The sequence below is a fragment of the Halochromatium glycolicum genome (assembly GCF_016584085.1).
Taxonomy (GTDB): domain Bacteria; phylum Pseudomonadota; class Gammaproteobacteria; order Chromatiales; family Chromatiaceae; genus Lamprobacter; species Lamprobacter glycolicus.
Genome location: NZ_NRSJ01000019.1, coordinates 31,949 through 56,503 on the forward strand (window position 1 = coordinate 31,949; position 24,555 = coordinate 56,503).

General features: G+C 66.0%; 19 protein-coding genes. 7 read left to right on the forward strand and 12 right to left on the reverse strand.

What is annotated here, in order from left to right:
* Nucleotides 1-367: 367 nt before the first annotated feature.
* Together CKO40_RS11690 and CKO40_RS11695 are read right to left on the reverse strand one after the other, a co-directional pair.
* Nucleotides 368-3,487: an efflux RND transporter permease subunit gene (locus tag CKO40_RS11690; RefSeq protein WP_200346393.1), complete on the reverse strand. Its 3,120-nt coding sequence runs from the start codon at nucleotides 3,485-3,487 to the stop codon at nucleotides 368-370.
* The gene (locus CKO40_RS11695) at nucleotides 3,484-4,944 is read right to left on the reverse strand and encodes an efflux RND transporter periplasmic adaptor subunit (RefSeq protein ID WP_200346394.1); all 1,461 of its coding nucleotides are present in this window, start codon (nucleotides 4,942-4,944) and stop codon (nucleotides 3,484-3,486) included. The genes CKO40_RS11690 and CKO40_RS11695 overlap by 4 nt, the downstream gene beginning before the upstream one ends.
* 398 nt (nucleotides 4,945-5,342) lie before the next feature.
* Here CKO40_RS11695 and CKO40_RS11700 point away from each other — a divergent pair, with 398 nt between their 5' ends.
* Together CKO40_RS11700 and CKO40_RS11705 are read left to right on the forward strand one after the other, a co-directional pair.
* Nucleotides 5,343-5,756 carry a CBS domain-containing protein gene (locus CKO40_RS11700; RefSeq protein ID WP_200346395.1) on the forward strand — a complete coding sequence of 138 codons (414 nt, stop codon included), beginning with the start codon at nucleotides 5,343-5,345 and terminating at the stop codon, nucleotides 5,754-5,756.
* Between the two features lie 27 nt (nucleotides 5,757-5,783).
* On the forward strand, nucleotides 5,784-7,214 hold the full coding sequence (locus CKO40_RS11705) for a sigma-54-dependent transcriptional regulator (protein WP_200346396.1): 1,431 nt from the start codon (nucleotides 5,784-5,786) through the stop codon (nucleotides 7,212-7,214).
* A gap of 149 nt (nucleotides 7,215-7,363) precedes the next feature.
* On the opposite strand, the gene CKO40_RS11710 is transcribed toward CKO40_RS11705, so the two are convergent.
* The 5 genes from CKO40_RS11710 to CKO40_RS11730 form a co-directional block, all read right to left on the reverse strand.
* Nucleotides 7,364-9,277: a glycoside hydrolase family 15 protein gene (locus CKO40_RS11710; RefSeq protein WP_200346397.1), complete on the reverse strand. Its 1,914-nt coding sequence runs from the start codon at nucleotides 9,275-9,277 to the stop codon at nucleotides 7,364-7,366.
* Nucleotides 9,278-9,525: 248 nt separating this feature from the next.
* The gene (locus CKO40_RS11715; RefSeq protein WP_200346398.1) at nucleotides 9,526-10,557 is read right to left on the reverse strand and encodes a YihY/virulence factor BrkB family protein; all 1,032 of its coding nucleotides are present in this window, start codon (nucleotides 10,555-10,557) and stop codon (nucleotides 9,526-9,528) included.
* 284 nt (nucleotides 10,558-10,841) lie between these two features.
* Nucleotides 10,842-11,279: a DUF1523 family protein gene (locus CKO40_RS11720; RefSeq protein WP_200346399.1), complete on the reverse strand. Its 438-nt coding sequence runs from the start codon at nucleotides 11,277-11,279 to the stop codon at nucleotides 10,842-10,844.
* A 194-nt stretch (nucleotides 11,280-11,473) separates the two neighbouring features.
* Complete coding sequence (locus CKO40_RS11725; protein WP_200346400.1) at nucleotides 11,474-11,611, reverse strand: DUF3096 domain-containing protein; 138 nt, start codon at nucleotides 11,609-11,611, stop codon at nucleotides 11,474-11,476.
* Between the two features lie 526 nt (nucleotides 11,612-12,137).
* Nucleotides 12,138-15,626: a sensor domain-containing protein gene (locus CKO40_RS11730; RefSeq protein WP_200346401.1), complete on the reverse strand. Its 3,489-nt coding sequence runs from the start codon at nucleotides 15,624-15,626 to the stop codon at nucleotides 12,138-12,140.
* Between the two features lie 702 nt (nucleotides 15,627-16,328).
* Here CKO40_RS11730 and pstC point away from each other — a divergent pair.
* Both pstC and pstA read left to right on the forward strand, forming a co-directional pair.
* Nucleotides 16,329-17,702 carry a phosphate ABC transporter permease subunit PstC gene (pstC, locus tag CKO40_RS11735; protein WP_200346402.1) on the forward strand — a complete coding sequence of 458 codons (1,374 nt, stop codon included), beginning with the start codon at nucleotides 16,329-16,331 and terminating at the stop codon, nucleotides 17,700-17,702.
* Nucleotides 17,695-18,999: a phosphate ABC transporter permease PstA gene (pstA, locus tag CKO40_RS11740; RefSeq protein WP_200346403.1), complete on the forward strand. Its 1,305-nt coding sequence runs from the start codon at nucleotides 17,695-17,697 to the stop codon at nucleotides 18,997-18,999. The genes pstC and pstA overlap by 8 nt, the downstream gene beginning before the upstream one ends.
* A 49-nt stretch (nucleotides 19,000-19,048) precedes the next feature.
* Here pstA and CKO40_RS11745 read toward each other — a convergent pair whose 3' ends face one another.
* The 3 genes from CKO40_RS11745 to CKO40_RS11755 form a co-directional block, all read right to left on the reverse strand.
* Nucleotides 19,049-19,339, reverse strand: a complete 291-nt coding sequence (locus CKO40_RS11745) for a phospholipase D-like domain-containing protein (RefSeq protein ID WP_200346404.1) — start codon at nucleotides 19,337-19,339, stop codon at nucleotides 19,049-19,051.
* Between the two features lie 85 nt (nucleotides 19,340-19,424).
* Nucleotides 19,425-19,811 carry a DUF1523 family protein gene (locus CKO40_RS11750; RefSeq protein WP_200346405.1) on the reverse strand — a complete coding sequence of 129 codons (387 nt, stop codon included), beginning with the start codon at nucleotides 19,809-19,811 and terminating at the stop codon, nucleotides 19,425-19,427.
* A gap of 88 nt (nucleotides 19,812-19,899) precedes the next feature.
* The gene (locus CKO40_RS11755; RefSeq protein WP_200346428.1) at nucleotides 19,900-20,064 is read right to left on the reverse strand and encodes a DUF1328 domain-containing protein; all 165 of its coding nucleotides are present in this window, start codon (nucleotides 20,062-20,064) and stop codon (nucleotides 19,900-19,902) included.
* A 415-nt stretch (nucleotides 20,065-20,479) separates the two neighbouring features.
* Here CKO40_RS11755 and CKO40_RS11760 point away from each other — a divergent pair, with 415 nt between their 5' ends.
* The 3 genes from CKO40_RS11760 (at nucleotide 20,480) to pstB (ending at nucleotide 22,789) form a co-directional block, all read left to right on the forward strand.
* Nucleotides 20,480-20,668 carry a CsbD family protein gene (locus CKO40_RS11760; RefSeq protein ID WP_200346406.1) on the forward strand — a complete coding sequence of 63 codons (189 nt, stop codon included), beginning with the start codon at nucleotides 20,480-20,482 and terminating at the stop codon, nucleotides 20,666-20,668.
* 177 nt (nucleotides 20,669-20,845) lie between these two features.
* On the forward strand, nucleotides 20,846-21,904 hold the full coding sequence (locus tag CKO40_RS11765; RefSeq protein WP_200346407.1) for an AI-2E family transporter: 1,059 nt from the start codon (nucleotides 20,846-20,848) through the stop codon (nucleotides 21,902-21,904).
* Between the two features lie 96 nt (nucleotides 21,905-22,000).
* Nucleotides 22,001-22,789 (forward strand): phosphate ABC transporter ATP-binding protein PstB, encoded by a 789-nt coding sequence (pstB, locus tag CKO40_RS11770; protein WP_242476994.1) that lies wholly within the window; start codon nucleotides 22,001-22,003, stop codon nucleotides 22,787-22,789.
* 49 nt (nucleotides 22,790-22,838) lie between these two features.
* Here pstB and CKO40_RS11775 read toward each other — a convergent pair whose 3' ends face one another.
* Together CKO40_RS11775 and CKO40_RS11780 are read right to left on the reverse strand one after the other, a co-directional pair.
* Nucleotides 22,839-23,708, reverse strand: a complete 870-nt coding sequence (locus CKO40_RS11775) for a hypothetical protein (RefSeq protein WP_200346408.1) — start codon at nucleotides 23,706-23,708, stop codon at nucleotides 22,839-22,841.
* Nucleotides 23,709-23,720: 12 nt separating this feature from the next.
* Nucleotides 23,721-24,386: an FAD-binding oxidoreductase gene (locus CKO40_RS11780; RefSeq protein ID WP_200346409.1), complete on the reverse strand. Its 666-nt coding sequence runs from the start codon at nucleotides 24,384-24,386 to the stop codon at nucleotides 23,721-23,723.
* Between the last annotated feature and the right edge of the window lie 169 nt (nucleotides 24,387-24,555).

Genomic DNA, 24,555 nt, shown 5'->3' on the forward strand with positions numbered 1-24,555 from the left:
CGAGACCGATTGTCGCTGCCCGCACTGGTCGTGAGGTAGGAGCCCGCTTGCGGGCGATCTTCGCGGCTGCGAGCGCGGCGTGGTCGCCTGCAAGTGCCCACAGCGCTGCGAGCTGAGAGATCGCCCGCAAGCGGGCTCCTACGGCGCTGAGGGCCAGTGGCAGGAAAAGGGTGTCGGTACTTCTGACGCGATGCACTAGGGGCGAACCCCGGCGATCGGATCGATCCGGCCGCGGCCCTGACGAGGAGGGCGGAGCGCACGGGGCGATGATGGAGTAACGCGCCAATGGAGGAGGCTGGGAGCGGGATGCCGGGTTTCGCCGGGCAGCGGCCAAAGACCTGGGAGCCGGGACCGCGGCGGCGGTCGCTCACGACCGCTGTTGGCGATGCGCCTCGGCGTGCTGCTCGGCCAGTTCGTCGGCCAGCGCTGAACGGGCGCGGGTGCGCTTCGCCATCACCAGATAGAGCGCCGGTACCAGGAACAGCGTCAGCACCGTCGCGGCGATCACGCCGCCGAGGATCGTCAGCCCGATGATGCGCCGGGTCTCGGCGCCGGGGCCGAAGGCCAGTGCCAATGGCAGGGCGCCGAACAGGGTGGCGATCGAGGTCATCAGGATGGGTCGAAAGCGCACCCGCGCCGCACCCTCGACCGCTGGTCTGAGGGCCTCGCCACGATCGCGCAGCTGATTGATGAACTCGACCAGCAGGATCGCGTTCTTGGCCATGATGCCGATGACCAGGATGAAGCCGATCTGGCTGTAGAGGTTGATCGAGCCGCCCCCGATGAGCAGCGTCAGCAGGGAACCGAATAGCGCCAGTGGCACCCCGGCGAGCAGGACGATCGGCTGCACGAAGCTCTCGAACTGTGCGGCCAGCACCAGGAAGACGATGGTCAGCGCGAGGAGAAAGGCGAGCTGGAAGGCGCGGCCGGTGCGCTGATACTCTTGACTCACCGCGAGCCACTTGATCTGGACATCCTCGGGCAGCAGCGGGCGGGCGCGCTCGGCGAGCTGGTCCAGCACATCGCCGAGCGCAGCGCCGCCGGCGAGCGAGCCCTTGATCGTCACCGCTGGCAGCCGGTCGACCCGTAGGCGCTCGGCGGCGCGGCCGACCAGCTCGGTCTCGATCAGGCCGGAGAGGGCCACCAGCGAGCCGTCTTCCGCGCGCACATAGACGTTGCCGAGGTCCTCCGGCGCGGTTCGGTCACTGCGCCGCGCGCGCACCATCACCTCGTAGGTCTCGGCATCGAGCGAGAAATCGGTGATGTCCTCGCCGCCCATCAGGATCTGCAGCGTGCGCCCGATATCGGCCGGGGAGATGCCGAGCGCCGCGGCGCGGTCGCGGTCGATCTGGATGCGCAGCTGCGGATTGGTGGGCTGGAAGTCGAGCCGCGCCTGCGCGATGCCAGCAATCTTGCGGGCCTCCTGCAGGACCTCCTGCGCCAGCCGGTGGGCCTCGTCGAGGCTGGGCGCGGTGATGGCCATCTGCACCGGCTGCTGGAGGCCTTCGCCGCCGAGGCTGGGCGGGTTGACCGCGAACGCCTGGGCGCCGGTGATCTGGGCGAGCTTGGGCAGCAATTGCCGCGTCACCGCGAACTGGCTCTGCTCGCGTTGGCTCCAGTGCTTGAGCCTCAGGATCACGATGGCGCTGTTGACCGGGCCTTCACCGGCGCTGCGCGGCGCCACCAGCGAGATCACGTGCTTGCCTGGCCCCTCGTCGTCGATCAACGGCAGCAGCACCGCTTCGATCTGCTGGAGCACCTTGAGCATCTCGTCGAGCGTGGCGCCTTCCGGACCGGCGACCGGGATGAAGACGGTGCCGCGGTCCTCACGCGGCGACAGCTCACGCGGCAGATCGCGATAGAGCCAGGCGGTACCCGCCACCAGCAGCAGCCCCAGCAGCAGCACCAGCCAGCGCGCTGCGAGCACCCCCTTCAGCAGCCGCAGATAGCCGTGGCTGAGTCGCTCGAACAGGCCGCCGACACGTTGGCGCAGCGGGTCGGCCTGGATGCGCTTGGCGTCGATGAGCTTGGAGGCCACGGTGACGCCGATGGTCAGCGCCAGCAGGCTCGAGAGGGCGAGCGCACCGCCGAGTCCGGCGGCGAACTCGCTGAATAGACGGCCGGTATCGCCGGTCAGGAAGCCCAACGGGGTGATGACCGCGAGCAGCACCAAAGTGGTTGCGATCACCGCGAACGCAACCTCGCCAGCGCCGAGATCGGCTGCGAGCAACCGGGGCTTGCCCTGCTCCGAGAAGCGGAACACGTTCTCGCCGACGACGATGGCGTCGTCGACCAGCATCCCGATGGCGAGGATCAACGCCAGCAAGGTCAGTACGTTGATCGAATAGCCGAGCATCCAGAGCAGAATGAAGGCGCCGATCACCGAGGCCGGGATCGTCGCGGTCGGCACCAGGGTCGCGCGCCAGGAGCCGAGCGCGATGAAGACCACCAGCACGACCAGGGCGATGGTTAGCAGCAGCGTGATCAGGATCTGACGGATCGAGGCCTCGACGAAGGTCGCGGCATCATAGGGGATGGTGACCGAGACGTTGTCGGGAATGCGCGCGGAGAGGGCCTCGAGCTGGGTGCGGACGTCGGCCGAGACCGCGACCAGATTGGAGCCCGACTGGCGCACGACACCGAGCCCGATCACCTTCTCGCCATCGAGCCGCGCCGCGGTGCGGTCGCTCTCCGGGCCGTACTCGACCTCGGCAACATCGGCGAGCCGGATCTCGGCGCCGTCGCGCTCGGCGATGATCAGCTCGCGATAGGCCTGTGGGCGCTCGAGCTCGGTCATGGTCCGCAAGGTCAGCTCGCGGCTGTCGCTGATCAGCCGCCCGGCCGGAAGCTCGAGATTGCGCGCGCGCAAGGCCTGCTCGATATCCAGCACGGTGAGCTGATGCGCCGCTAGGCGCTGCAGGTCCAGATGGATACGCATCGCGTAGCGCCGCTCGCCGCCGAACAGGACCTGGGCAACACCCGGCACGGTCGAGAGCGGGTCGACCAGCACGCGATCAGCAAGGTCAGAGAGGGCGAGCCGGTCCAGCTCGTCGCTGGTCAGTGCGACCCACATCACGACCTGGGCCTGTAGCGATTGCTGGGTGATCTCGGGGTCTTCGGCCTCGTCGGGCAGCTCGTTGCGCACGGTCGAGATGCGGTCGCGCACATCGGCAGCGGCGAGATCGAGATCGCGCTCGAGCGAGAACTCCACCTCGATCTGTGCGCGGCCATCCCGCGAGCTGGCGCGGATCTGACGCACGCCGTCGATCCCGCTCACCGCCTCCTCGATCGGCTCGGTGATCTCGCGCTCGACCACCTCGGCGGCGGCGCCGGGATAGATCACGGTTGCGGTGATGGTGGGCTCATCGACATCCGGGTATTCGCGCACCGGCAGGTTGAGCACGGCAGTGATGCCGACGACGATGATCAGCAGCGACAGCACGGTCGCCAACACGGGCCGGGTGACGGCGAGGGTCGTGAGCTTCACCGCTTCTCTCCGTCCGGTCTCTTTCCGTCCAGTCGATCTGCGCCTGACTTGTGCTCGTCAGCCGGCCCCGCCGACCCGGATGATCCGGCCTCATCATCCGCGATGCCGGGGCTGGACGCGGACTGCTCGCCGGGGGCGTTCTGATCGTCAGCGATCCGGACCCGCATTGCGTCGCGCAGACCCTGCAGGCCGGAGACCACGACCTGCTCGCCGGCGCTGACCCCGCTGGTGATCTCGACCCAGCCGCCGCGCCGGATGCCGGTCTGGACCGCCCGGCGCTCGACCCGCGCCGAGCTGTTCGGTGGGCGCCCTGCTGAGCCCTCCCGACTCTTGGTCCCGGCACCATCCTGCTCACCCGCACCCGCACCCGCTCCCGCACCCGCACTGGCACTCGCATTCTCGGCGGTGTCTGGGCGGGCACGCGAAACCGCTGCGGCGCTGTCCTGCTTGCGCGGCTCTGGTGGTGGTTCAGCCTCATTCTGCTCAGGTTTCGTGGGACTGCTCTCGGCAGAATCGCGGCTGGCGGCCTCTTGCTCGACCACGAACAGGTGCTTCGACGGCCCCTCGGCGATCACCGCTGCCTCCGGCACCTGCAGGACCTCGCGGCGAGAGGTGATCAGCTCCGCGGTCATGAACATGCCCGGCTGGAGCCGCTGATCGGCGTTGGCGAAGGTCGCCTCGAGCGCCAAGGTCCGGGTGTCTTCGGCCACTTCCGGCGCGACGAAGGTGATACGGCCGTGAAACGTTCGCTGCGGATAGGCCGGGGTGGTGGCGACCACCGATCGGCCTGTTTGGATTCGAGGCAGCTCGGTGCCAGGCACGTCGAGCAGCAGGTCCAGTGGCTGGATGCGGCTGAGCGATGCGACCGGCGTGCCGGGCTCGAGCAGCGCCCCCGGGCTGACCTGGCGCCGTCCGATCAGACCCTCGAACGGCGCGTCGATGATCCGGTCGGCGAGGTCCTCGCTGCTGATCCGCAGCTCGGCGCGCGCCGCGCTGGCGCCCGCGCGCGCCTGCTCGAGCTCGGTCTCGGAGACGAAGGAATCGTCGGCGAGCGCTTCGAGGCGCGCCAGCTCGCGGGCCGTCTGCGCGACCTGTGCAGCTGCCTCCTTGACGCGGGCCTGATCGCGTCTGCGCTCGAGCAGCACCAGCGCCTGGTGCCGGGTGACCGGGTCGCCCTCGTCGAACAGGACCGCATCGACGCGCCCGCGCGAGCGCGCGGTGATCGTCACCGTCTCATCGGGCTTGAGCGTGCCAGTGGCCTGAAGGCGCGCCTCGATCTCGCGCTGTTCGACCGGGGCGACCTCGACCAACGGGGGTGGTCGTCCTCGGTCCGCAGGCGGACCGTCCTGCACCAGCGCGAGCAAGGCCGACCGATTCCACCACCCCAAGGCGACAACGACCAGGACCGTGAGCAATAGCGCCGACAGGACGACTCGGCGTCCTTTGCGATTTGCCACCTCTGAGCTCCCCCCTCATCAGATCGCTCCACGCTTGAGAACGCCAAGCAACGCAACTCGTATGCCGTTGCACCGCCAACGTTTGTGGCACGGCGTGCCAGCCCGGACAATGCATGTCGCGTGATTCACGGTAACGCTGCTGTTTGGCTGCCGAATGACAGCGGATCGCGGGTGGGCGGCGATGCCGCAACGGGGGCTCTGCTGCGGATCAGTCCGCTGAATCAGTGGTGTATTTCAGCCGTAGGGTGGGGCATAGCAACCAGTTAGGCCCTGGCGGAGCGGCGCCCGCCCCCGCATTCGCCGTGCAGCGGGCACGGCATCGAAGTTGCGTGCGCATTACGGGACCGAGGATTCATGATTGACGTGCTTGGGGCTGATTGATGACATTAATCAACGCAATGCGTACCGATTTCCCCGTTGTCGACCCGGAGAGCACGGTGGCTGCAGCGGCGAGTCGATTCGCAGAGACCGGCTGTTGCAGCCTGCCGGTTGTCGAACGCGGGCGCTTCGTCGGTGCGCTCGACTCGCTCGATGTCGCGGCCCGGGCCGCGAGCGGCGACCTTGATCCGGCCCGCGCGAATGTGCGGATGCTGATGCGGCGGGAGACCGCGAGCTGCGCGCCTGAGACCACGCTTGCAGAGGCGCGGCAGTTGATGCTGCGCACCCGCGCGAATACGCTGTTCGTGACCGAGCCTGATGCCAGACTGGTCGGCATCATCGATCTGGTGACGCTGCTGGCAGCGGACGAGGCAGCGTCGAGCGCCGGGCCCGAGCCTGAATGGGATAAGCGGGTGCGCGGTGACGCGATCTAGATACTTTCCGGTTGAAACCAAGCTTCTATGGCCGACTCCCTACTGATCATCGAAGACGAGGACGCGCTGGCACGCGAGCTCGAGCGCCATTTCGCCAATAAGGGTTGGGATGTCGAGGTCGCTCACAATTTGGCCAAGGCGCGGGAGATCCTGACCGGTCAGAAGCTCGAGCCCCTGGTGATCCTGGCCGACATGAGTCTGCCGGACGGCAGTGCGCTCGATCTGATGGAGACGATCCGCGAGCAGAAGATCCCGGGCGAATGGATCCTGCTCACCGGCTATGGGAGCGTGCCGGATTCGGTGCGGGCACTGCGCCTCGGCGCCTACGATTTTCTCGAGAAGCCCTGCCCGCTTGCGCGCCTGGAGATCGTGGTCGCCGGTGCGCGGCGCAGCGCGCTGGCGCAGCGGCGGTTGCAGACCCAGACCCGCGATCGCCGTCGGCGTTACGCGCCGACCTCCTATATCGGCGCCAGCAAGACCACCGAGGAGACCCGACGGCTGATTGCGCGGCTGGCCGAGGTGCCGTTCAGCGCGCTGATCATCGGCGGCGAGACCGGCACCGGCAAGGGGCTGGTCGCGCGCATCCTCCATCATGGCGGCCCGCGCGCCGACGGCCCGCTCGTCGAGGTCAACTGCGCCGCGCTACCGCGCGAGCTGCTCGAGTCGGAGCTGTTCGGGCATGAGGCCGGCGCCTTCACCGGCGCTAAGGGGCGTCACCGCGGCTACCTGGAGCAGGCGCACGAAGGCACCCTGTTCCTTGATGAGATCGCTGAGATGGACCTGGATCTGCAGACCAAGCTGCTGACCGTGCTCGAGGATCGTCACCTGCGCCGGCTCGGCGGCGAGCGCTCGATCGAGGTCGATGTACAGATCATCGCGGCAAGCAACCAGAGCCTCGAGGAGCGCGTGCGCACCGGTGAGTTCCGCAGCGATCTGTTTCACCGGCTGTCCGTGTTCCGACTCGACCTGCCGCCGCTGCGCGAGCGTCTCGACGACCTTGAGCAGCTGGTCCCGGTCTTGATCGATGAGTACAACGCCCGGTCCGGCCGTCAGGTGCGCGAGGTGCCCGATGCAGTCTATGAGCAGATGCGCCGTTACCACTGGCCGGGCAATGTGCGCGAGCTACGCAACGTGATCGAGCGCGCCGTGCTGCTGGCTCGAGACAGCGTCTTCCCCATCGAGTGGCTGCAGCTCGGCCAGGGCGTCGCGACAGCGCCTGGCGCTGGTCCGAGCGTCGAGGGCGATCGGCTGACCATCCCGCTCGATGGCAGCATGGCGCTCGATGAGATGGACAGCTACATCATCCGGACCGCGCTCGAGCGCAGCGGTTATAACGTCACCGCTGCGGCGCGTGCGCTCGGCACCACCCGCGAGACGCTGCGCTACCGCATCCACAAGTACGGGCTCGTGGCCGAGACTGCGGATGCGCCTTCGTCCGCCGCCACGGCCGGTCATTGATGGCGTTGCGGCGCGGCGGCGGCCGTGCCGGCGTGTCGATGAAGCCGCAGCGCCGCAGCCCGCGGCGGATGACCTCTAGCATGCCCGCCCGATCGCGCGAAGAGCGAGCGGGACGATCGCCCGCGCCGGTCGCTCAATCGGTGATATGGTCACCCGCCCTGGTTTCCGGACAGGCTGAGCCCATCGGTGCTGACTGTTCCGGCGCTTTCTGTCCGGCGATCAGGCGGAATGGCTTTAGACGCCCCGTTGGTTCGTTCGGCCTGCGCGATCGCGTGCGCGGCATTGACGAGCCCGATATGGCTGAACGCCTGCGGAAAGTTGCCGAGCAGCTCGCCGCCGTTCGGCGCGACCTGCTCCGAGAGCAGGCCGACGTCATTGGCGCAGCCGGCAGCGCGCTCGAACAAGGCTCGAGCGCGATCGATCTGACCGGCCTGCGCACGCGCCTGGGCCAGCCAAAAGGTGCAGACCAGGAACGGCCCCTCGCCGCCGGTGAGTCCGTCATCGGCGAGGTAGCGATAGACGAAGCCCTGCTCGTCGGTCAGGTGCGCCTCGATCGCGTCCATCGTCGCCAGCATGCGCGGGTCGTCGGCGGGCAGGAAGCCCACGATCGGCATCATCAGCGCCGCCGCATCGAGGTCCTCGCCGCCGAAGGTCTGGGTATAGGCGCCGACCGCGTCGCTCCAGCCGCGCTCGAGGATCGCGTTGCGGATCTCGGTCTGCGCGGCCCGCCAGGCGCTGCTCCGAGCCTCGGCGCCGAGGTCTGGGGCCATCAGGATCGCGCGGTCCAATGCGGCCCAGCACATCAGCTTCGAGTGCAGGTAATGCCGGGGCGGTGTGCGCATCTCCCAGATGCCATGGTCCTGTTCCTGCCAACGCGCGGCCGCCGCATCGGCGATCTCGATCAGGAAGCGCCGGCCGGCGTCGCCGAGACCCTGAAGCTGCTCGCGTACCCGGTAGGCGGCGGTCATCACCTCGCCGTAGACATCGAGCTGGCGCTGGCTCCAGGCGGCGTTGCCGACGCGCACCGGGGCACTGTCGCGCCAACCGGATAGATGGGGGAGCTCGCGCTCGCTGAGGTCGTGCTCGCCCTCGATCCCGAACAGCACCTGCAGGTTGCCGTATTCGCGCACCTGGATCAGCGCGGTGGCGCCGAGAAAGTCGAAGAAGCGATGGGCCTCGGTGGGGCAGGCCGCGACCCAGAGCGCGTCGAGGGTCAGGCTGGCGTCGCGGACCCAGCTATAGCGGTAGTCCCAGTTCCGGCTGCCGCCGATACAGGTGGCCAAGGAGGTGGTCGGGGCGGCGATGATGGCGCCGGTCGGCTCGTAGCTGAGGCCGTAGAGGACACGCCCGCTGTGCCGGACGAGCTCGGACCACGGGCCCTCGTAGGCCTGATGAGCACCCGACCAGGCGCGCCAGTCGTCGATGGTCCGCTCGAGCCGGGCCGGTATCATCGCGGGCATGATCCGTTCCGGCAGGCCGGTTGCGGTGCTGCCATGCTGGAGCGCGAACCCGACGCCGTCCCCGGCGCGCAGCTCGAAGCGGGCGCGGGCGCTGCAATCCTCGACCTGCATCTGCACATCGGTGCTCAGCCGCAGGATCGAGGCCCCGCCGCGGGTCGCGATGCCGCCTGCGACCGGCTCGAGCAGCGGCCGGATCAGGCCGTACTCGGGACGCGGTGCATAGTCGACCTCGATCGCGACGCGCCCCGCGCTGCAGTGCAGCGTGCGCAGGACGATGTGCGGAGCGCCGCGGCCGAGCTGGTCGCCCTGGTCCTCCTCGCCAGTGGCCAGTGCATCTCGCAGCACCAGTTGGCCCTCAGGGCAGTCGAAGACCGTCTCCAATACGAGGGTCTCGGGTAGGTAGCGACGCTTGACCTCGACCTGGCCGTCCGCGCGCGGACCGATCCGAAAGTGCCCGCAATCGGCGCCGAGCAGGCCGCTCAGCTGCGCCGGCGCATCGAAGCGCGGCAGGCAGAGCCAGTCGATGCTGCCGTCGCGGGAGACGAGCGCAGCGCCGTGGCGGTCGGAGATCAGGGCGTAGTCGGCAATCGGGCGGTCGCTCATCAGCGGGAATCGAACTGCACTGCTGGGGGATGATCGGGGGATGATTAGGGGCGGCTGTGCGGGCGTCGGCTCGCAGATCGCGGCACCGGGATCGGCACCGAGTTCAAGGCGGCGCGCTTCGGGCTGACGGTGACCTTGGGACGATACGCCAACTCTCCAGGGTGGTGCCTCCGATGAAGGTTGCCGTGCGTCATGCGAAATTCATCGTCTGGGTGGCACCGCGCCATGAACGTTTAGGGTAGAGACCGTTAGCGTGCAGTGGCATCGCCGGGTTGCTGAACGGGTTGCTGGCCCGATTGCTCGCCGGGCAGATGATCGGCGACCTCGGCCCCGCGCTCCCCGCGCGGCCGGGCTTCGCCCACGGTGCTGTCGAGCAGGGTCTGACGCTCGGCCTCGGCGTTGATGCAGGCGCCTAGAAGCACCGCTGACGCCGATAGATAGAGCCAGAGCAGTAGGACGATCACGGCGCCCAACGAGCCGTAGGTCGCGTTATAGGAGCCGAAATTGGTCACGTAGAACGAGAACAGTCCGGACGCCGACAGCCAAAGGACTCCAGCGACGACCGAGCCGGCTGGCAGCCAGCGCCAGCGTGGCGCCCGCCGCGATGGTCCATAGCGGTAGAGGATCGCCAACGCGAATAGCCCCATGGCCGCCAGCAGGGGCCAGCGCAGCCAGGCGGTCAGCACTTCCGGCATCCTGCCAAGGCTCAGGAGATTGATCACGATCGGCACTGCAACCGTGGCGACGATGGCCACCGCCAGCACGACGACCAGGAAGAGCGTCAAGCCAAAGGCGAGCAGGTTCAATAGGAAGAGATTGCGGGCCTCTTGCTCGTCATAGGCGATGTTGAGCGCGATGATCAGCGCCCTGGTGCCTCGGGTCGCTCCCCAGAGTGACAGCAAGACCGCCCCGGCGAGGCCAAAGCTGAGCGCCTGTTGGGGTCTGTCGCTGGCACGTTCGAGCCGGGCGGAGATCAGCTCGTGGACCTGCGCTGGCAGCAGGCCGCCCAGCGCATCGAACTGGCTTTGGATCTGCGAGGCGTCGAAGGCCAGGTCATAGGTCGTTACCAGTGCGGCAATGGCCGGAAACAGGCCGAGCAGGCTGTAGAAGCCAACGCCCGCGGCCACGAGCCCGAGATTCTCCTGCATGTAACGGCGCAGCACCCGCTGCGTGACCTGCCACCAACCCCGGAACGGAATGACCAGTGGCGATTCGGCGTTGCGGCCGGGCTCCGTGGCGCTGGTCGAGGTCTCGGCGCCTGTTGGGTTGGCGCGTTGCATCGGCTGTTCTCCTCCTTCTCATTAGTCGGTCCCATCAGGCGGTCGCATCAGGTGGTCGATCGCTGTGCGGCGCGCGAGCCCGTCGATGATCTCGGCCGATTGCGTTTCGGGGCTTGCCTAAAAGATCCTATCGAAACGGCCGTTTGACTTGCGCAAGCTCCTGATTTAACGGCCAAGGGAGCCATTCTGTTAGGGCTTCTAAGCGGTGTCCCGACCAGCGGGACGCGCTTGAGGCAGCCCGCCGGCTGCAACACTCGGCCAATCTCATCGCCGACCTGCGCCAATTAGCTTATTCCTCGAGCTGTCATCACATCAGCGGACTGATGCAACCGGGCACTTTCTGTCGGGGCCATCCGACAGCGCTCCGGTGCGTCGATCGAGGTGGCATTCGGGAACATGCTCAGCCAGGGGATGCGCAGGCCATAGCCGTTGATCTGCACGGATTCGTTTGGGCACTCCTGGCCGACGCGACGCGCGATGGATTGCAGTCGGGCAGAGTCGAACTTGAAGTAGGGTGGGGCAAAGCCAGCATCTGAGTTCTTGAAGATCAAGGTATCGGAGGTGCCGGCCTCAACCGTCTCGATCCGATATTGGACATCGCGGCCATCACCGGTTGCACCGGTTATCTGGACCTCCCAGGATTTCGGTCCCCAGCGCAGATAGAGGAATCCGACCACGACGACGAGGACGATGACAATGCCGAGTTTGACGTTCTTGTTCATACTCTTTGGCTCCTGAATACTCTAGATCAAATCGAGTGAGGCCAGTAACCTGGGGAGCCAGGCAGACTGATCGATTCCCAGCTCAGGCCCCGACCCAAGTCAACTGCAAGGCTTGCGCCAATTCTGAATGCTAATGACTCCCCCTCTCCGCTCCATTGCACTGCGGGATGGAGAACATGCGCTGAATCGGATGCTTAAACGCCTCCGACCAATCCCAGGATGCCAACGACGATCAGATAGATCGCAACGATATAGTTCAGCAATCTGGGCTGCACCAGGATCAGGATTCCGGCGACCAGGGCAAGGATTGGTTGTAGCGAGAGTTGAATCATGGCTTTGACTCCATGTTGAGGCCGCACGCGGGGCGCAGCGGTGCTTGGACTTGGAGTCTTGGAGCTTGCAATGGGCGGTCCAGGTCAGGCATCCCGCCCCAATCGGCTCTCGAGGCCAGCCAATCGATGCGATAGGTGGTGGACATCAACCGCCGCTGGGTTGATATCCACGATTGGGCTGGTGGAATGCGACCGGTCGGCGTTGACGGCATTGGCCAGACCGCGTCCGGCCTCTATTCGAGCGCTGTTGCCCGATTTCGAATGCGCGATCGTTCCGTCTGGGTGGGGCGCTCGGTTGGTGATCCTAGAAACCGCAGTTGGACGGCCGCCACCCAGGGGTGCGCTTCATGAAGCACCAGAATTGGAGCCATTGCAAAGGGGTGCATGCTGGGCTAAGCGGTCAACTGCGGTTTCTAGGGTGATAGGCTCGGGTGCGCTGCAGCGCTGTCATCCCACTGGTGGCTTGGGGTGAGCTGCCGGAAGTGAGCCGCTGGAGGTAAACCGCTGGAGGTGAATGGCGCAATTGCTAAAAAGCGTCTGCATCGCGATGCTGCAGCCACTGCGCAGCGAACGCATCCGGCGCCAGCGGTCGACTGTAACGATACCCCTGGGCGAGCGTGCAGCCGGCGTCACGAAGCCATGCGGCTTGCTCGGCGGTCTCGACCCCTTCGGCCAGGACCTCCAGGCTCAGGCTGTCGCCGAGCGCAATGACGGCCTGGGCGATCGCCTGCGCGTGCGGATCGCCGGGCAGCGGATCGACAAAGCTGCGGTCGATCTTGAGCTGATGCAGCGGCAGCCGGTGCAGGTACGCCAGCGAAGAGTAGCCGGTCCCGAAGTCGTCGATCGCCAGGCGCACGCCGAGCCGCCGCAGCGCGTCGAGCGTGGCGGTCGACTGGCCGGCTTGCTGCATCAGCAGCGACTCGGTCAGCTCGAGCTCGATGCGCTCCGGCGCAAGTCGGTATTGCTCAAGCAGCCCGGTGATCCTGTCGACCAGATCCTGGTCCTCGAGCTGCAGGATCGACAGATTGACGGCGAGACGCGGCAGCCGCTGACCGGCCTGGTCCCAGGCCGCGAGCTGCTGTGCGGTTTGTCGCAGCAGCCATGCGCCGATCTCGTGGATCAGCCCCATGTCCTCGGCGACCGAGATGAATCGCTGTGGAGCGATCGGCCCCAGCTCGGTGCTGTGCCAGCGCAATAGGGCCTCCGCGCCAATCAGCCGTCCGTCGCAGAGCTGAATCTGGGGTTGGTAGTGCAGCTGCAGCTCATTCTGCGCCAAGGCCTGGCTCAGGCTGGCCTCCAACTGGAGACGATCCGGTGCCCCTTGCATCCTCGGGTGCTCGAAGTGCTGCACGCGCTGCCGACCTCGCGCCTTCGCCTGCTTGAGGGCGACATTGGCATGACGCATCAGCACGTCGCTCGAGCCACCGTCCTGCGGATAGCGCGCAATGCCCACGCTGGCCGTGATGGCGACGGACTGGCCGCCGACCAGCCTGCGTTCAGCGCAACACTGTTGCAGTTGATTCACGACGGTTGCGATCGCTTCGTTTGTGCCAATGGCGGGCAGGATCAAGCCGAACTCGTCACTGCCCAAGCGCGAGAGGATATCGGTGGACCCCACGAGCTGGCTCAGGGCGCTGGCCACCTGCTTGAGCAATTCGTCGGCGGTGGCTGGGCCCAGCGACTCATTGACAACGCGAAACCGGTCGAGATCGACGATCAGGATCGCCGTCCGGCCGGCCCTCTGCTCGGCCTGCAGCAGGAGCTGGTCAAGGCGAGCTTGGAAGCCGCGTCGGTTGAGCAGGCCGGTCAGCGGATCGTATTGGCTCAGGAACTCGACCTGTTGCTGGGTGCGGTGAAGCGGGGTGGTGTCGCTGAGAACGATCAGGTATCGATCGAGCTGACCCCGCTCACCGTTGATCGCGGTGACGCTCAGGCGCGCCCGGTACCTGGCCCCATCCTGTCGGCGCTCCCAGCGCTCACCCGGCCAGCGTCCGCCAGCAACAAACGGTGTCTGCTGGCTCTGATCCCAGAAGGTAGGCTCGTTGGCGCTCGCGAGGACCGTTTCCAATGGCTGCCCACAGACCTGCTCCTCGGCGTAGCCGGTGATCTCGGTGAATGCCGGGTTCACGGCGGTGATCTGGTGATCGCCGTTGGTGATGACGATGCCATCAGCCGTGCTTTCGAACACCTTGGCCGCCTCGCGCAGCCGCTCTCGGGTCTGTTCGCGCTCGGTCACATCCTGGGCGGTGCCGAAGCAGCGCTGGACCCGGCCCGTTTGACCGCGCTCGGTGCGGCCCTCGATGAAGAGCCACCTTAGCTCGCCGTCGCGCCGGAAGATGCGGAGTGTGAAGCGGTCGGGCTCCCCGGTCTCGAGGGCGCAGTCGAACCGTTGCCGGAGCTCGTCGACATCGTCCGGATGGCACAGACGCGCGAGCGCGCTCAGCCCCGGCAGCGGCTCGTCGGGATCGAGGCCGACGATGCGATACAGCTCATGGGACCAGATCAGTTCCGACGACTCGATAACGAGCTCCCAGCGGCCCAGGGCGGCCAGGCGTTCCGCCTCTCGAAGACGCTCGTTGCTTTCGTAGAGCGCCTGTTCGGCCAGCTTGCGCGCGTGGATGTCGGTGTGGGTTCCCACCACCCGGAGTGGCTGGCCTATGGCATTACGCGCCACGACCTGTCCCCGCGTGTGCAGCCAGCGCCAGCTGCCATCTTTGCAGCGCATCCGGATGTCCAGTGCATAGGGCGTATCGTCGTGGAGGTGCTGCTCGAATCGGGACCGAACCGCAGGCCGGTCGTCCGGATGGACCAATGCGATCACGGCATCCAGGCGAAGATCGAGCTCGCCGGGGGCGTAGCCGAGCATTGCGCCATAGCGCTCATTGATGGTCATGCGCCCCGAGACCGCATCCAGGTCCCAGAGTCCGTCATTGGTCGCTGCGACCGTCAGTCGCAGACGTTCTTCCCGCTCCTGTAAGGCCCGTTCGGCCGCCTTGCGCTCAGTGACGTCCAGGATGGTCACCACCGCCGCTCCCGATTCATCACCCTGATCAAGCCGTGACGCACAGAGCGCCACATCGAGGGGATAGCCGGTCTGATGGCGAAAGCGTGTCTGGACCCGGCCCGTCCCTTCGCGGTTCACCTGCGCGTAGAGCTCTCGGCCCACGCGGGCGTATTCCTGCTCGTCTGCGTACAGCATGCGCGTATCCTGGCGATGGAGCTCCTCCGGCGTATAGCCAACCAGCTCGGACCAGGCGGCGTTGAACTGCAGCATCTGGCGCGCGCGCACGAAGACGATGCCGACCGGTGCGGCCTGAAAGATCGCTTCCAGCTGCGCCTGCTGTTCCTGCAGGCGCTGGCGTTGCTGAGCGCTCTCGGAGCGGTCGATGATCGTGCAGAGGAGCTCTGGTTGCGACCCGACCTCGCCTGGTAGAGCTGCCAGATGGAGATCGCCGATAAGTGGCTCATGGTCGCGCGGGTAGAGCTTGACCTCCTCCAAGGTGACAGGCTGCCGCTCGGCCGATTCGTGCAGCGCCCGCGACAGCGCGTCGCGGTGGGCCTCGCCGACAAACGGGGTCAAAAACCGACGTCGATCATCTCCGCTGGGCAGATTGAGTAGGGTTGCGGCGGCTTGATTGGCCTCGCGGATCAATCCGCGGGTGTCGAGGTTCAGCACCGCAACCGGCAGTGCTTGGAAGACCGCGGTGACGCGGTTCAGGGTCTCTTCAAGGGCCTGATGTGTGCTGCGTAAGTCCTCGTTTTGTGACTTGAGCTCGGCTTGTTGGGTGCGCAGCGCATCGATCAGCGCCCTGGCCCCCTGGTCACGCGCCGCGAAGTGGGCCTCGGCCTCAGCGGGTCGACTGGATGCGAGCGCCGGTCGGGTGCGCTGGCAGCTGTGGTCCAAGCCCTCTCTGTCCAGGCCCTCAGGGTCCAGGCCCTCAGGTTCCAGGTCCTCAGGGTCAGGTTCGGCGGCCTGTTCAGGGCGCAGGAAAGCGGCTTGTTCGTTCTCGTCCATGTCGCGTTCTCACTCGTGAGTTGAAAGCGATGCGACGCTCTGCCTGTCTGATACGGGTCTGATACGGGTCTGATGCGGGTCTGATGCCGGGCGCCGAACGATCGACACTCGGCTGGGCGGGCGCGATCGGTGCGCCGGTGCCGTCATGATTCGGCCGAGTCTGGACGGGATACTGCGGGCTCGCGGACGCGGCAGAGATGAGGTCAGTGTCGGCGAGAGCCTGACATACCAGGCATATCCAATGCCAGCGCACAGTGAGGGGCGGCGAACGGATCTCCGTCGATGCGCAACCGCTCGACCGCTCTCGCGAGTGCAGGGGGATTTCCCCCGTTCGGCGAGCCAGATCGGCGGGGCTTGATGCCCCAGGATCGCGGTTGATGAGGCTCCGAGCTCAGGAGCGTGGTTCAAATCCCCCAGTTAATCCGGCAAATCCACCGCCGCGTCAGGCCGACTCGTCGCGCTCGTCATCCTGTCGTCATCGAATGAAAACAATGACGTCGCCTTGCTGTCATGCGATGGACACATCGACACTCAGGGACCTCTTGCTCGGCGGTCTCTGGTGCCTTTCGTCCAGAGTGGCACGTGATTCGCTCAGCGGGGCGTGACGCAGGACAAGCGTTTCGCTTGCCCGCCCAGCGTGCCGCCGAAACGGCAGCATCCGTTGCTGCTCTGACTGAACAGCCGAGCGTCCGTTCCGAATCGATGTCTCCGCAAACCGCACTCTTGCTCGCGTTGCTGCTGGCCAGCCTCGGCTTCGTCGCCGGCTATCGCCGGGCCTGGTCCGTGGCCGGCAGCCGCAAGCCGCTGCATTCGCTGCCGCGCGATCACGGCCTCTGGGTGCTGCTGTGCATGCTGCTGCCGGCATTGGCGTTCACCGTCCTCGGCCTGGCGGTCGAGGGTCCGCTGATCGATTGGCTGCTCTACCAGGGCCTGCCCGAATCGCTGCGCGAGAGCGAGGAGCGCTCGCTGCTGTTGTCGCGGCTCGGCAACATCGCCGCCGGCGGTCAGGTCTTCGGTGATGTGAGCGCGGCCGAACAGGCCGCGGCCGATCGGCTGAGCGCGATGCATCGCTGGTCGGACTGGCTCATCGGCGGCGGTGCGATCGCGCTGGCGTTCGGTGGTGGGCTGTTCGCGCTGCCGCGGATCAATCATCGCTTCCGCGCCCGCAATCGCAGTGAGCGGATCATCCTCGCCCTGCTGCTGCTGGCTTCGACCATCGCGATCCTGACCACCGCCGGCGTGGTCTTCTCGCTGCTGTCGGAGGCGCTGCGCTTCTTCGCCGCGGTGAATCCGCTCGACTTCTTCTTCGGCCTCAAATGGAGCCCGCAGACCGCGATCCGGGCCGGACAGGTCGGCGCCGAGGGGGCCTTCGGCGTGGTGCCGGTGCTGCTTGGCACCCTGTTGATCGCGTCGATCGCGCTGCTGGTGGCGGTGCCGATCGGGCTGCTGTCGGCCATCTGGATGGTCGAGTTCGCACCCTCAAGGATACGCTCGACCGCCAAGCCGATCATCGAGGTGCTGGCCGGTGTGCCGACCGTCGTCTACGGCTTCTTCGCCGCGGTGACGGTCGGCCCGGCGATCAGCGATCTCGGGCAGGCGCTCGGCCTCGAGGTCAGCTCGGAGTCGGCGCTCGCGGCCGGTAGTGTGATGGGGATCATGATCATCCCGTACATGAGTTCGCTGGCCGACGACGTGATCGCGTCGGTCCCGCAGAGGCTGCGCGACGGCGCGATGATGCTCGGCGCGACCCAGGGCGAGACCCTGTTCCGGGTGGTGCTGCCGGCGGCGCTGCCTGGGCTGCTCAGCGCCGTGGTGCTCTCGGCCAGCCGCGCCCTCGGCGAGACGATGATCGTCGTGATGGCGGCCGGACTGTTCGCCAATCTGACCCTGAACCCGCTCGAGAGCGTGACCACGGTGACGGTGCAGATCACGACTGCGCTCACCGGTGATCAGCCGTTCGACAGCCCGACCACCCTGTCGGCCTTTGCGCTCGGGCTGACCCTGTTCTTTATCACCCTGGCCCTGAATCTGTTCGCGCTCCGCGTGATGGAGCGCTGGCGGGAGCGTTATGACTGAATCCGCACCAAACAGCACGGGCAGCGTCTATCTGTCCAAGCGTTTCACACGGCGCCTGCGGCGCCGGCGCGGCCGTGAGCATCTGCTACGTGCGGCCGGTGTCGGCGCGGTCATGATCGCGATCGGCATGCTGGCGGTGCTGTTCACGAGCATCGTTCTCCAGGGCGACAGCGCCTTCCTGCAGACGCGGATCGCACTCGAGGTCGACTTCGATCTCGAAACGCTCGGTGTCGACAGCGCCGAGCGCGAGGCGCTCGAGGACGGGAGCTACCGGACGCTCCTGCACCAGGCCCTCTACGACCGCTTCGGCCGGCCCGAGGCGCGCGCCGCGCGGGATCAGCTGACCGCGATGGTCAGCGATGAGGCCGTCTATCGGCTGCGCGACCGCGTGCTGAACGATCCGAATCTGATCGGGCAAACGCAGCGGATCTGGATGCCGGCGGCGAGCGAGGTGGACCTGATCGCCAAGGGCGTGGTGCCACGCGATCTGCCCGAGGCGGACCGGCTGGTCTCGGATCGGGTACTCGGCTGGATGGGCCAGCTGCGCGAGGCCGGAGACCTGAAGACCGTCTTCAACACCGACTTCTTCATCCGCACCGACAGCCGCGAGCCCGAGGTGGCCGGCATCCGCGGCGCGATCGTCGGCTCGGCGCTGATGCTGTTGGTGACCTTGGTGACCGCGCTGCCGGTCGGACTCGCCGCCGCGGTCTATCTCGAGGAGTTCGCGCCCAAGAATCGCTGGACCGAGCTCATCGACGTCAATATCCGCAACCTGGCCGCGGTGCCGTCGATCCTGTTCGGCCTGCTGGGCCTGGCCGTGTTCGTGCGGCTGTTCGGGATGCCGCGCTCGACCCCGCTGGTCGGCGGCCTGGTGCTCGCGCTGCTGGTGCTGCCGACCATCATCATCGCCGCGCGGGCCGCGATCCAGGCGGTGCCGCCGTCGTTGCGCGAGGCGGCGCAGGAACTCGGCGCCTCACGCATGCAGACCACCTTCCTGACCGTACTGCCGAATGCGCTGCCGGGCATCCTCACCGGGACCATTATCAGTATGGCTGAGGCGCTCGGCGAGACCGCGCCGTTGCTGATGATCGGCATGGTCGCCTTCATCGCCGAGATGCCTACTGATTTCAATGATCCGGCCGCGCCGCTGCCGGTGCTGGTCTACCTCTGGTCGACCAGTCCCGAGCGCGGCTTCTTCGAGAAGACGGCCGCGGCCATCCTGGTGCTGCTGGCCTTCCTGCTCGTGATGAATGCGCTTGCCGTGTGGCTGCGCATGCGTACCCAAAAACGAGGTTGATTCGATGCCCAAGGCCGGCGTGCAAAGCGAGATGATCAGCCCGTGGCCGCTAGAGCAGCGGCGTGAGCAGCCAGCGCATATCGCGGGTGGGCGCAAAGTACGCGCTGGCAATGTGGATGCGATCTCGGGCTGAAGTGATGGCGAGGAAGAAGAAACGCTCGGCATTGGTGGTGCCGAGCGAGGGCGAGCAGGTCATGATGCCGGCTGCCTCCGCGGTAGGCAGCGGAGGGTCAGAGTAGGCCGTAATGGCGTCGTCGATGAGCAGATCACCGGTCGCTTCGGCCCAGTTGGTCGAGAAGGCGACCTGAAGCCGCATCGCCGCTGGGCCCTCGATGCGCACGTTGGTATCACGCCATGCATCTGGATTGCGCCCGTCGCCCTGCCAGGGATCGGCGAGACCGAAGCCACCGGTGAAAGGGTAATCCTCATTGATCGGGCGCGACCCGGCATTCCTCTGGAGCGTCGATCGAGACGGCGTTAGGGAACATATTGAGCCAGGGGATGCGCAGGCCATACCCGTTGATCTCCACCGACTGCTTTGAACAGGCCTGGCTGACGCGGCGCGCGATGGACTGTAATCGGGCGGAGTCGAACTTGAAATAGGGCGGGGTAAAGCCAGCATCCGAGTTCTTGAAGATCAAGGTATCCGTAGTGCCAGCCTCGACCGTTTCGATCCGGTATTGGACGTCACGCCCGTCCCCTGTGGCGCCGGTAATCTGGACGTCCCAGGATTTCGGTCCCCAACGGAGATAAAGAAAACCAACGACAACGACGAGCACGATGACAATCCCGAGCTTGATATTATTGTTCATGATATCTGACTCCTGAGTATCTCTTGTGGATCGAATGGCAAGAGGGTCGGTACTGCGGTTCGCTCTCAATCGAACGAGAGCGAAATGGTCATAGCGTGGGGCGTCGGCCGCGGATAAAGAAGATCACCGCTAGCACCAGACCGACGATAAACAGCAGCCAAGCGATATTTGTGGCTGCGCCGGCGATACCGGAAAAGCCGAGGAGACCGGCGACGATTGCGACAATTAGGAAGGTTAGGGCCCACTGGAACATGATGAAAGTCCTCACGAGTCGTTTTTCCGCCCGCCCTAATGAACCGTCTTGGGCAATGCCCAGATATTTGGGGCGGCGGCAAGTTGGTGTACTTGTAGTCCAAAGCAAGGTCTGTGCCAATGCGCACCTTTGGTTTGAAGGCGATTGGCCGTAAGCTTAGTGTCGGATGGCGAGACGGGTTTTGGTTCAAATAACCCGGAATGGTGGTCGACTGGTGCCATTGCACCACCAACGGCTCGTAGCGCCGCATCGCCGGGCTGGAGCTTGTGACGGCCATCCGAGCGGTCGATCGCTTAATCCTTCGAGCACGCCCCCGAGAAGCCCTCGGTGAGGCCTATGTTGGCATGGTATCTGCTCGAATGGTCAGAGCAGGTGTGTACCTGTTATTCGATGACCTAACCGATTGGGAGGCGATATGAATTGGGAACAGATTCGTGGCAATTGGGATCAGGCCAAAGGCACGCTGAAGGAGCAGTGGAGCAAACTGACTGATGATGATCTCGCCATGATTGACGGTCAGCGCGATAAGCTGATAGGACGACTGCAGGAGCTGTATGGAATCTCAAAGGAAGAGGCGAATGAACGGGTCGACAAGTCCGAGTAGGTCGAATCATGGAAGCGCAGCACTGTAGATCGCAGTCCATAGTGCTGGGATCGCACTAGCGCCCTGTTGTGGCGCTGGTGCTGCGCTGCCTGACTTTTCGTGCCGACTAAGACGAGGGCGATGCAAGCTGACCATGGGTCCTAGGGCGCCTCTGCAACGACGGATAGGGTTCTTATAATGCGCGGCAGCGAGGCGATCGGCGCCGACAGGTCTTGTAGTTTTGCGCGCATCCTATTGCTCGCGGTGACCCTGGGTGGGTTGATCCTTGCCATATCCCTGCTGATCGCGGCCAAGGACGTTGTACTGCTGGCGATGCTTGCGGTGCTCTTTGCCGTCATGCTCGACGGCGGTGTGCGTTTCCTACGCACCTATCTACCGATAGCCCGCTGGGGCGCGCTGCTGCTGCTTTGGCTAGCGCTCATGGCGCTGGTGGCTAGTGGCAGTCTGCTGTTGGCGCCGCAGGTCATGACGGATATGGAAGCGTTGAGAGAGCGCATTCCTCAGGCATTGGCCCAGCTTGACAACACGCTGCAACGAATCGATTGGGGCCATGAGGCAGTGGACCAGCTATCCGCGCTCCAGGAATCGGGGACCTTGCATCAGACGGCGCGGCGGTTTTTGGGCTTCTTCTCGTCCGTGCTCGGCGCTGTGACCGGTACCTTGGTGATGATCGTGCTCGGGTTATTCATTGCGAGCGAGCCGCGGGTCTATGAGCAGGGGGCGTTGCGGTTGTTGTTGCCGCGTTGGCGGGCGCGCGCGGCGGATGTCTTCGAAGCGATCGGGCGGGCGTTGCGCTGGTGGCTGTTGGGGCGTTTCGTGTCGATGGCCGTGGTGTTCGTGCTGACTTGGATCGGGCTGCTGCTCCTTGGATTGCCCCTAGCCTTTCTGCTGGCGCTGATCGCTGGCCTCTTGTCGTTCGTTCCCACATTCGGCCCATTGCTATCCGCGGTGCCCGCGATCCTGGTGGGGCTCTCCACCGGCCCTGAGCAAGCGCTCTGGGTGGCATTCCTCTACCTCGGTATCCAACTCGTGGAGAGCTATGGAGTCACCCCTTTCATCGAGCGCCGCGCCGTGCGGCTACCGCCCGCAGTGCTGCTGATCTTCCAACTCGTGATGGGCGTGTTGGCGGGTGCGCTTGGGGTGCTGCTTGCTACGCCCGTGCTGGTGGTGCTGATGGTGCTCACCTCGATGTTGTATCTCGAAGACAGGCTCGGTGAGGCTGTCGAGCTTCCATGACGGAGGCGCAGGGGAGGCGCCGGCCAGCCTTTCTGTCCCTGACCACTGCGACCGGCATCCGGCTACGGATGCGTACCCAGCAACGAGGTTGAACCGATGACTGATATGCGAGGGCCGCGACCGATGAGCAAGGCCAAGATGCAAGCAGATGCGGTCGATGTCTTCTACGGCGAGTCCCGCGCGATCCGTGACGTCTCGCTGGAGATCAATGACCGTGAGGTGCTGGCGCTGATGGGGCCGTCCGGCTGCGGCAAGAGCACCTTCTTGCGCTGCCTGAACCGAATGAACGATCACATCGGCGAGGCCCGGATCGAGGGGCGGATCACGCTCGACGACCGCGACATCTACGATCCCGAGATCGATCCGGTCCAGATCCGGGCGCGGGTCGGGATGGTCGCCCAGGTGCCCAACCCCTTTCCGAAGCCGATCTTCGACAATGTCGCCTTCGGCCCGCGCCTGCACGGGCTGCACGATTCCCGCGACGAGCTGACCGAGCTGGTCGAGGGCAGCCTCAGCCGCGCCGGGCTCTGGGAGGAGGTCAAGGACTTGCTGCACCAGCCCGGCACCAGCCTGTCGGGCGGCCAGCAGCAGCGCCTCTGCATCGCCCGCGCGATCGCCAACCAGCCCGATGTGCTGCTGATGGACGAGCCGGTCTCGTCGCTGGACCCAAAGTCCGCGGCGGTGATCGAGGAGCTGATCGGCGAGCTTGCCGAGCGTTACGCGATCGTGCTGGTGACCCACAGCATGGAGCAGGCCAAGCGGATCGCCGACCGCACCGCCTTCTTCTACCTCGGCGATCTGGTCGAGGTCGCCGAGACCCATGCGCTGTTCGACAATCCTCAAGAGGAGCGCACCCAGCGCTACTTGGGCGGCCTGTTCGGCTAGGGTTCTTGATGCGCATACGGTTGCCGCTTCCAGCCCTGCGAGGCCGTGATCATTCCGTGGCGGGCGGCTTGCGCTTCGCGACAAGCCGAGAGGCGCCGGTCCCGGCCATCGCGGCCCAGAGTGGCAGCAGCCCGAAGAGACCGGCGTAGCCGTGCCAGAGGGTGAGGCCCAATCCGGTCAGCAGTGCTAGGCCCTGGCCGGCGCGAACACGGCGAGACGACAACGGCTCGTCGGTGTCATCGGTATGGCTCTGGATCTGACCGGCGGCGCGGATGACCGTTGCGAAGAGTGCAGCGATCAAGAGGCCCGCGAGCAGGGCGACCGGCGCCAGCGCGCGCGCCAAGAGCGAGTCGGACAGCGGCGCGTCGGTGAAGCTCAGCAGCAGGACACCGACCAGCGCAGCGCCGCCTGCGAGCAGCAGACGGCGGATGTCGGGGCGGCCGAGCAGCCCGTCGATCAACAGCGCCGCGACGGCCAACGCCAGATAGATCGGGTTGGCCTCGTAGCCCAGCCAGAGCCCCAGGCCCAGCACACCGACGGTGTCCGGCAAGGTCGCGGCGAGGCCGGTCGTGCGGTTCACGACCCTGAGCGCGAGCAGGATCAGGAACAGCGCCGCGAGATCGGGCAGGGGCAGCCAGCCCAGCCCGGCTGCGGCCAACGCCGGCAGGGTGAAGCCGGCGGCGACGAAGGCGGCCAGCTCGGCGTCCGGATCGAGCTCGCGTGCCAGCGCCCAGGCCAGGAAGAAGGCGAGGGCGGCCAGCGCAGACCAACCGATTGCCGCCAGCCAGCCCTGGCCGGCGAGGGCAGCGATGAGTGTGCCGCTGATCAAGATGACGAGGGTGAGCGCGCCGATCCAACGATTGGTTGGATGGTCCAGATCGATGGGCCGCGCGAGACCGGAGACCTGTCGTAGTTCCATGTTCAATACCCCTCAGCGCTCGTAGACCAGCTGCTCGGGATGGATGCCGAGGCTCAGCAGGTGGTCGTTGACTGATGCGACGAAGGCGTCCGGCCCACAGACGTAGAAGTAGCCGGAATGGTCGCCGATCTCGGCCTGCAGGAAGGTGGCGTCGATATGGCGTCCTTCTTGGGCGGCCTGGTGCTCGCGCGTGAAGGTCAGGACGCAGTCGTCGCCGAGATAATGCTTGAGCTCCTTCTCGCAGATGACGTCCTGCTCGCCCTTGTTGCTGAGCAGGAGCCGGTGACCGTCGAGCCGGTTGTCGGTCGCGAGCTGGCGCAGGATCGCAAGGAAGGGCGTCACCCCGGTGCCGGCGCCAATGAAGGTGCCGGGGCCTTGGTAAGTGATGGTGCCGAACGGGTCGCTGAGCGTGAGCGTCGCGCCCGGTTCCAGTTCATGCAGGGCGACGGTGACGGCATCATCCTCGTCGTAACGCTTGATCGAGAATTCCAGCACCTGATCCTTGGTCCGGGAGGTCGGGGTGAACGGGCGGCCTTGGTCGCGCCAATCGTCACTGTCGATTGCGACCTCGATCCCCTGGCCGGGCTGCCAGGCGAGCCCCTGGGGGCGCGTCAGGATCAGGCGCTGGACATCATGGGTGACGAACTCGCGCATCAATAGGGTTGCATCGTAGGACATCGGTGGTTCCTCCGGGGTTTGGGTAGACTGACTGAAGCCGGTTGAGTTGAGCTGGCTGGAGTTGAGCCGTTTGGGAGTTGAGCCGTTTGGGAGTTGAACTGGCTGGAGTTGAGCCGATTGGAATTGAACTGGCGGAGTTGAGCCGATTGGATTGAATGGCTTGTTGATC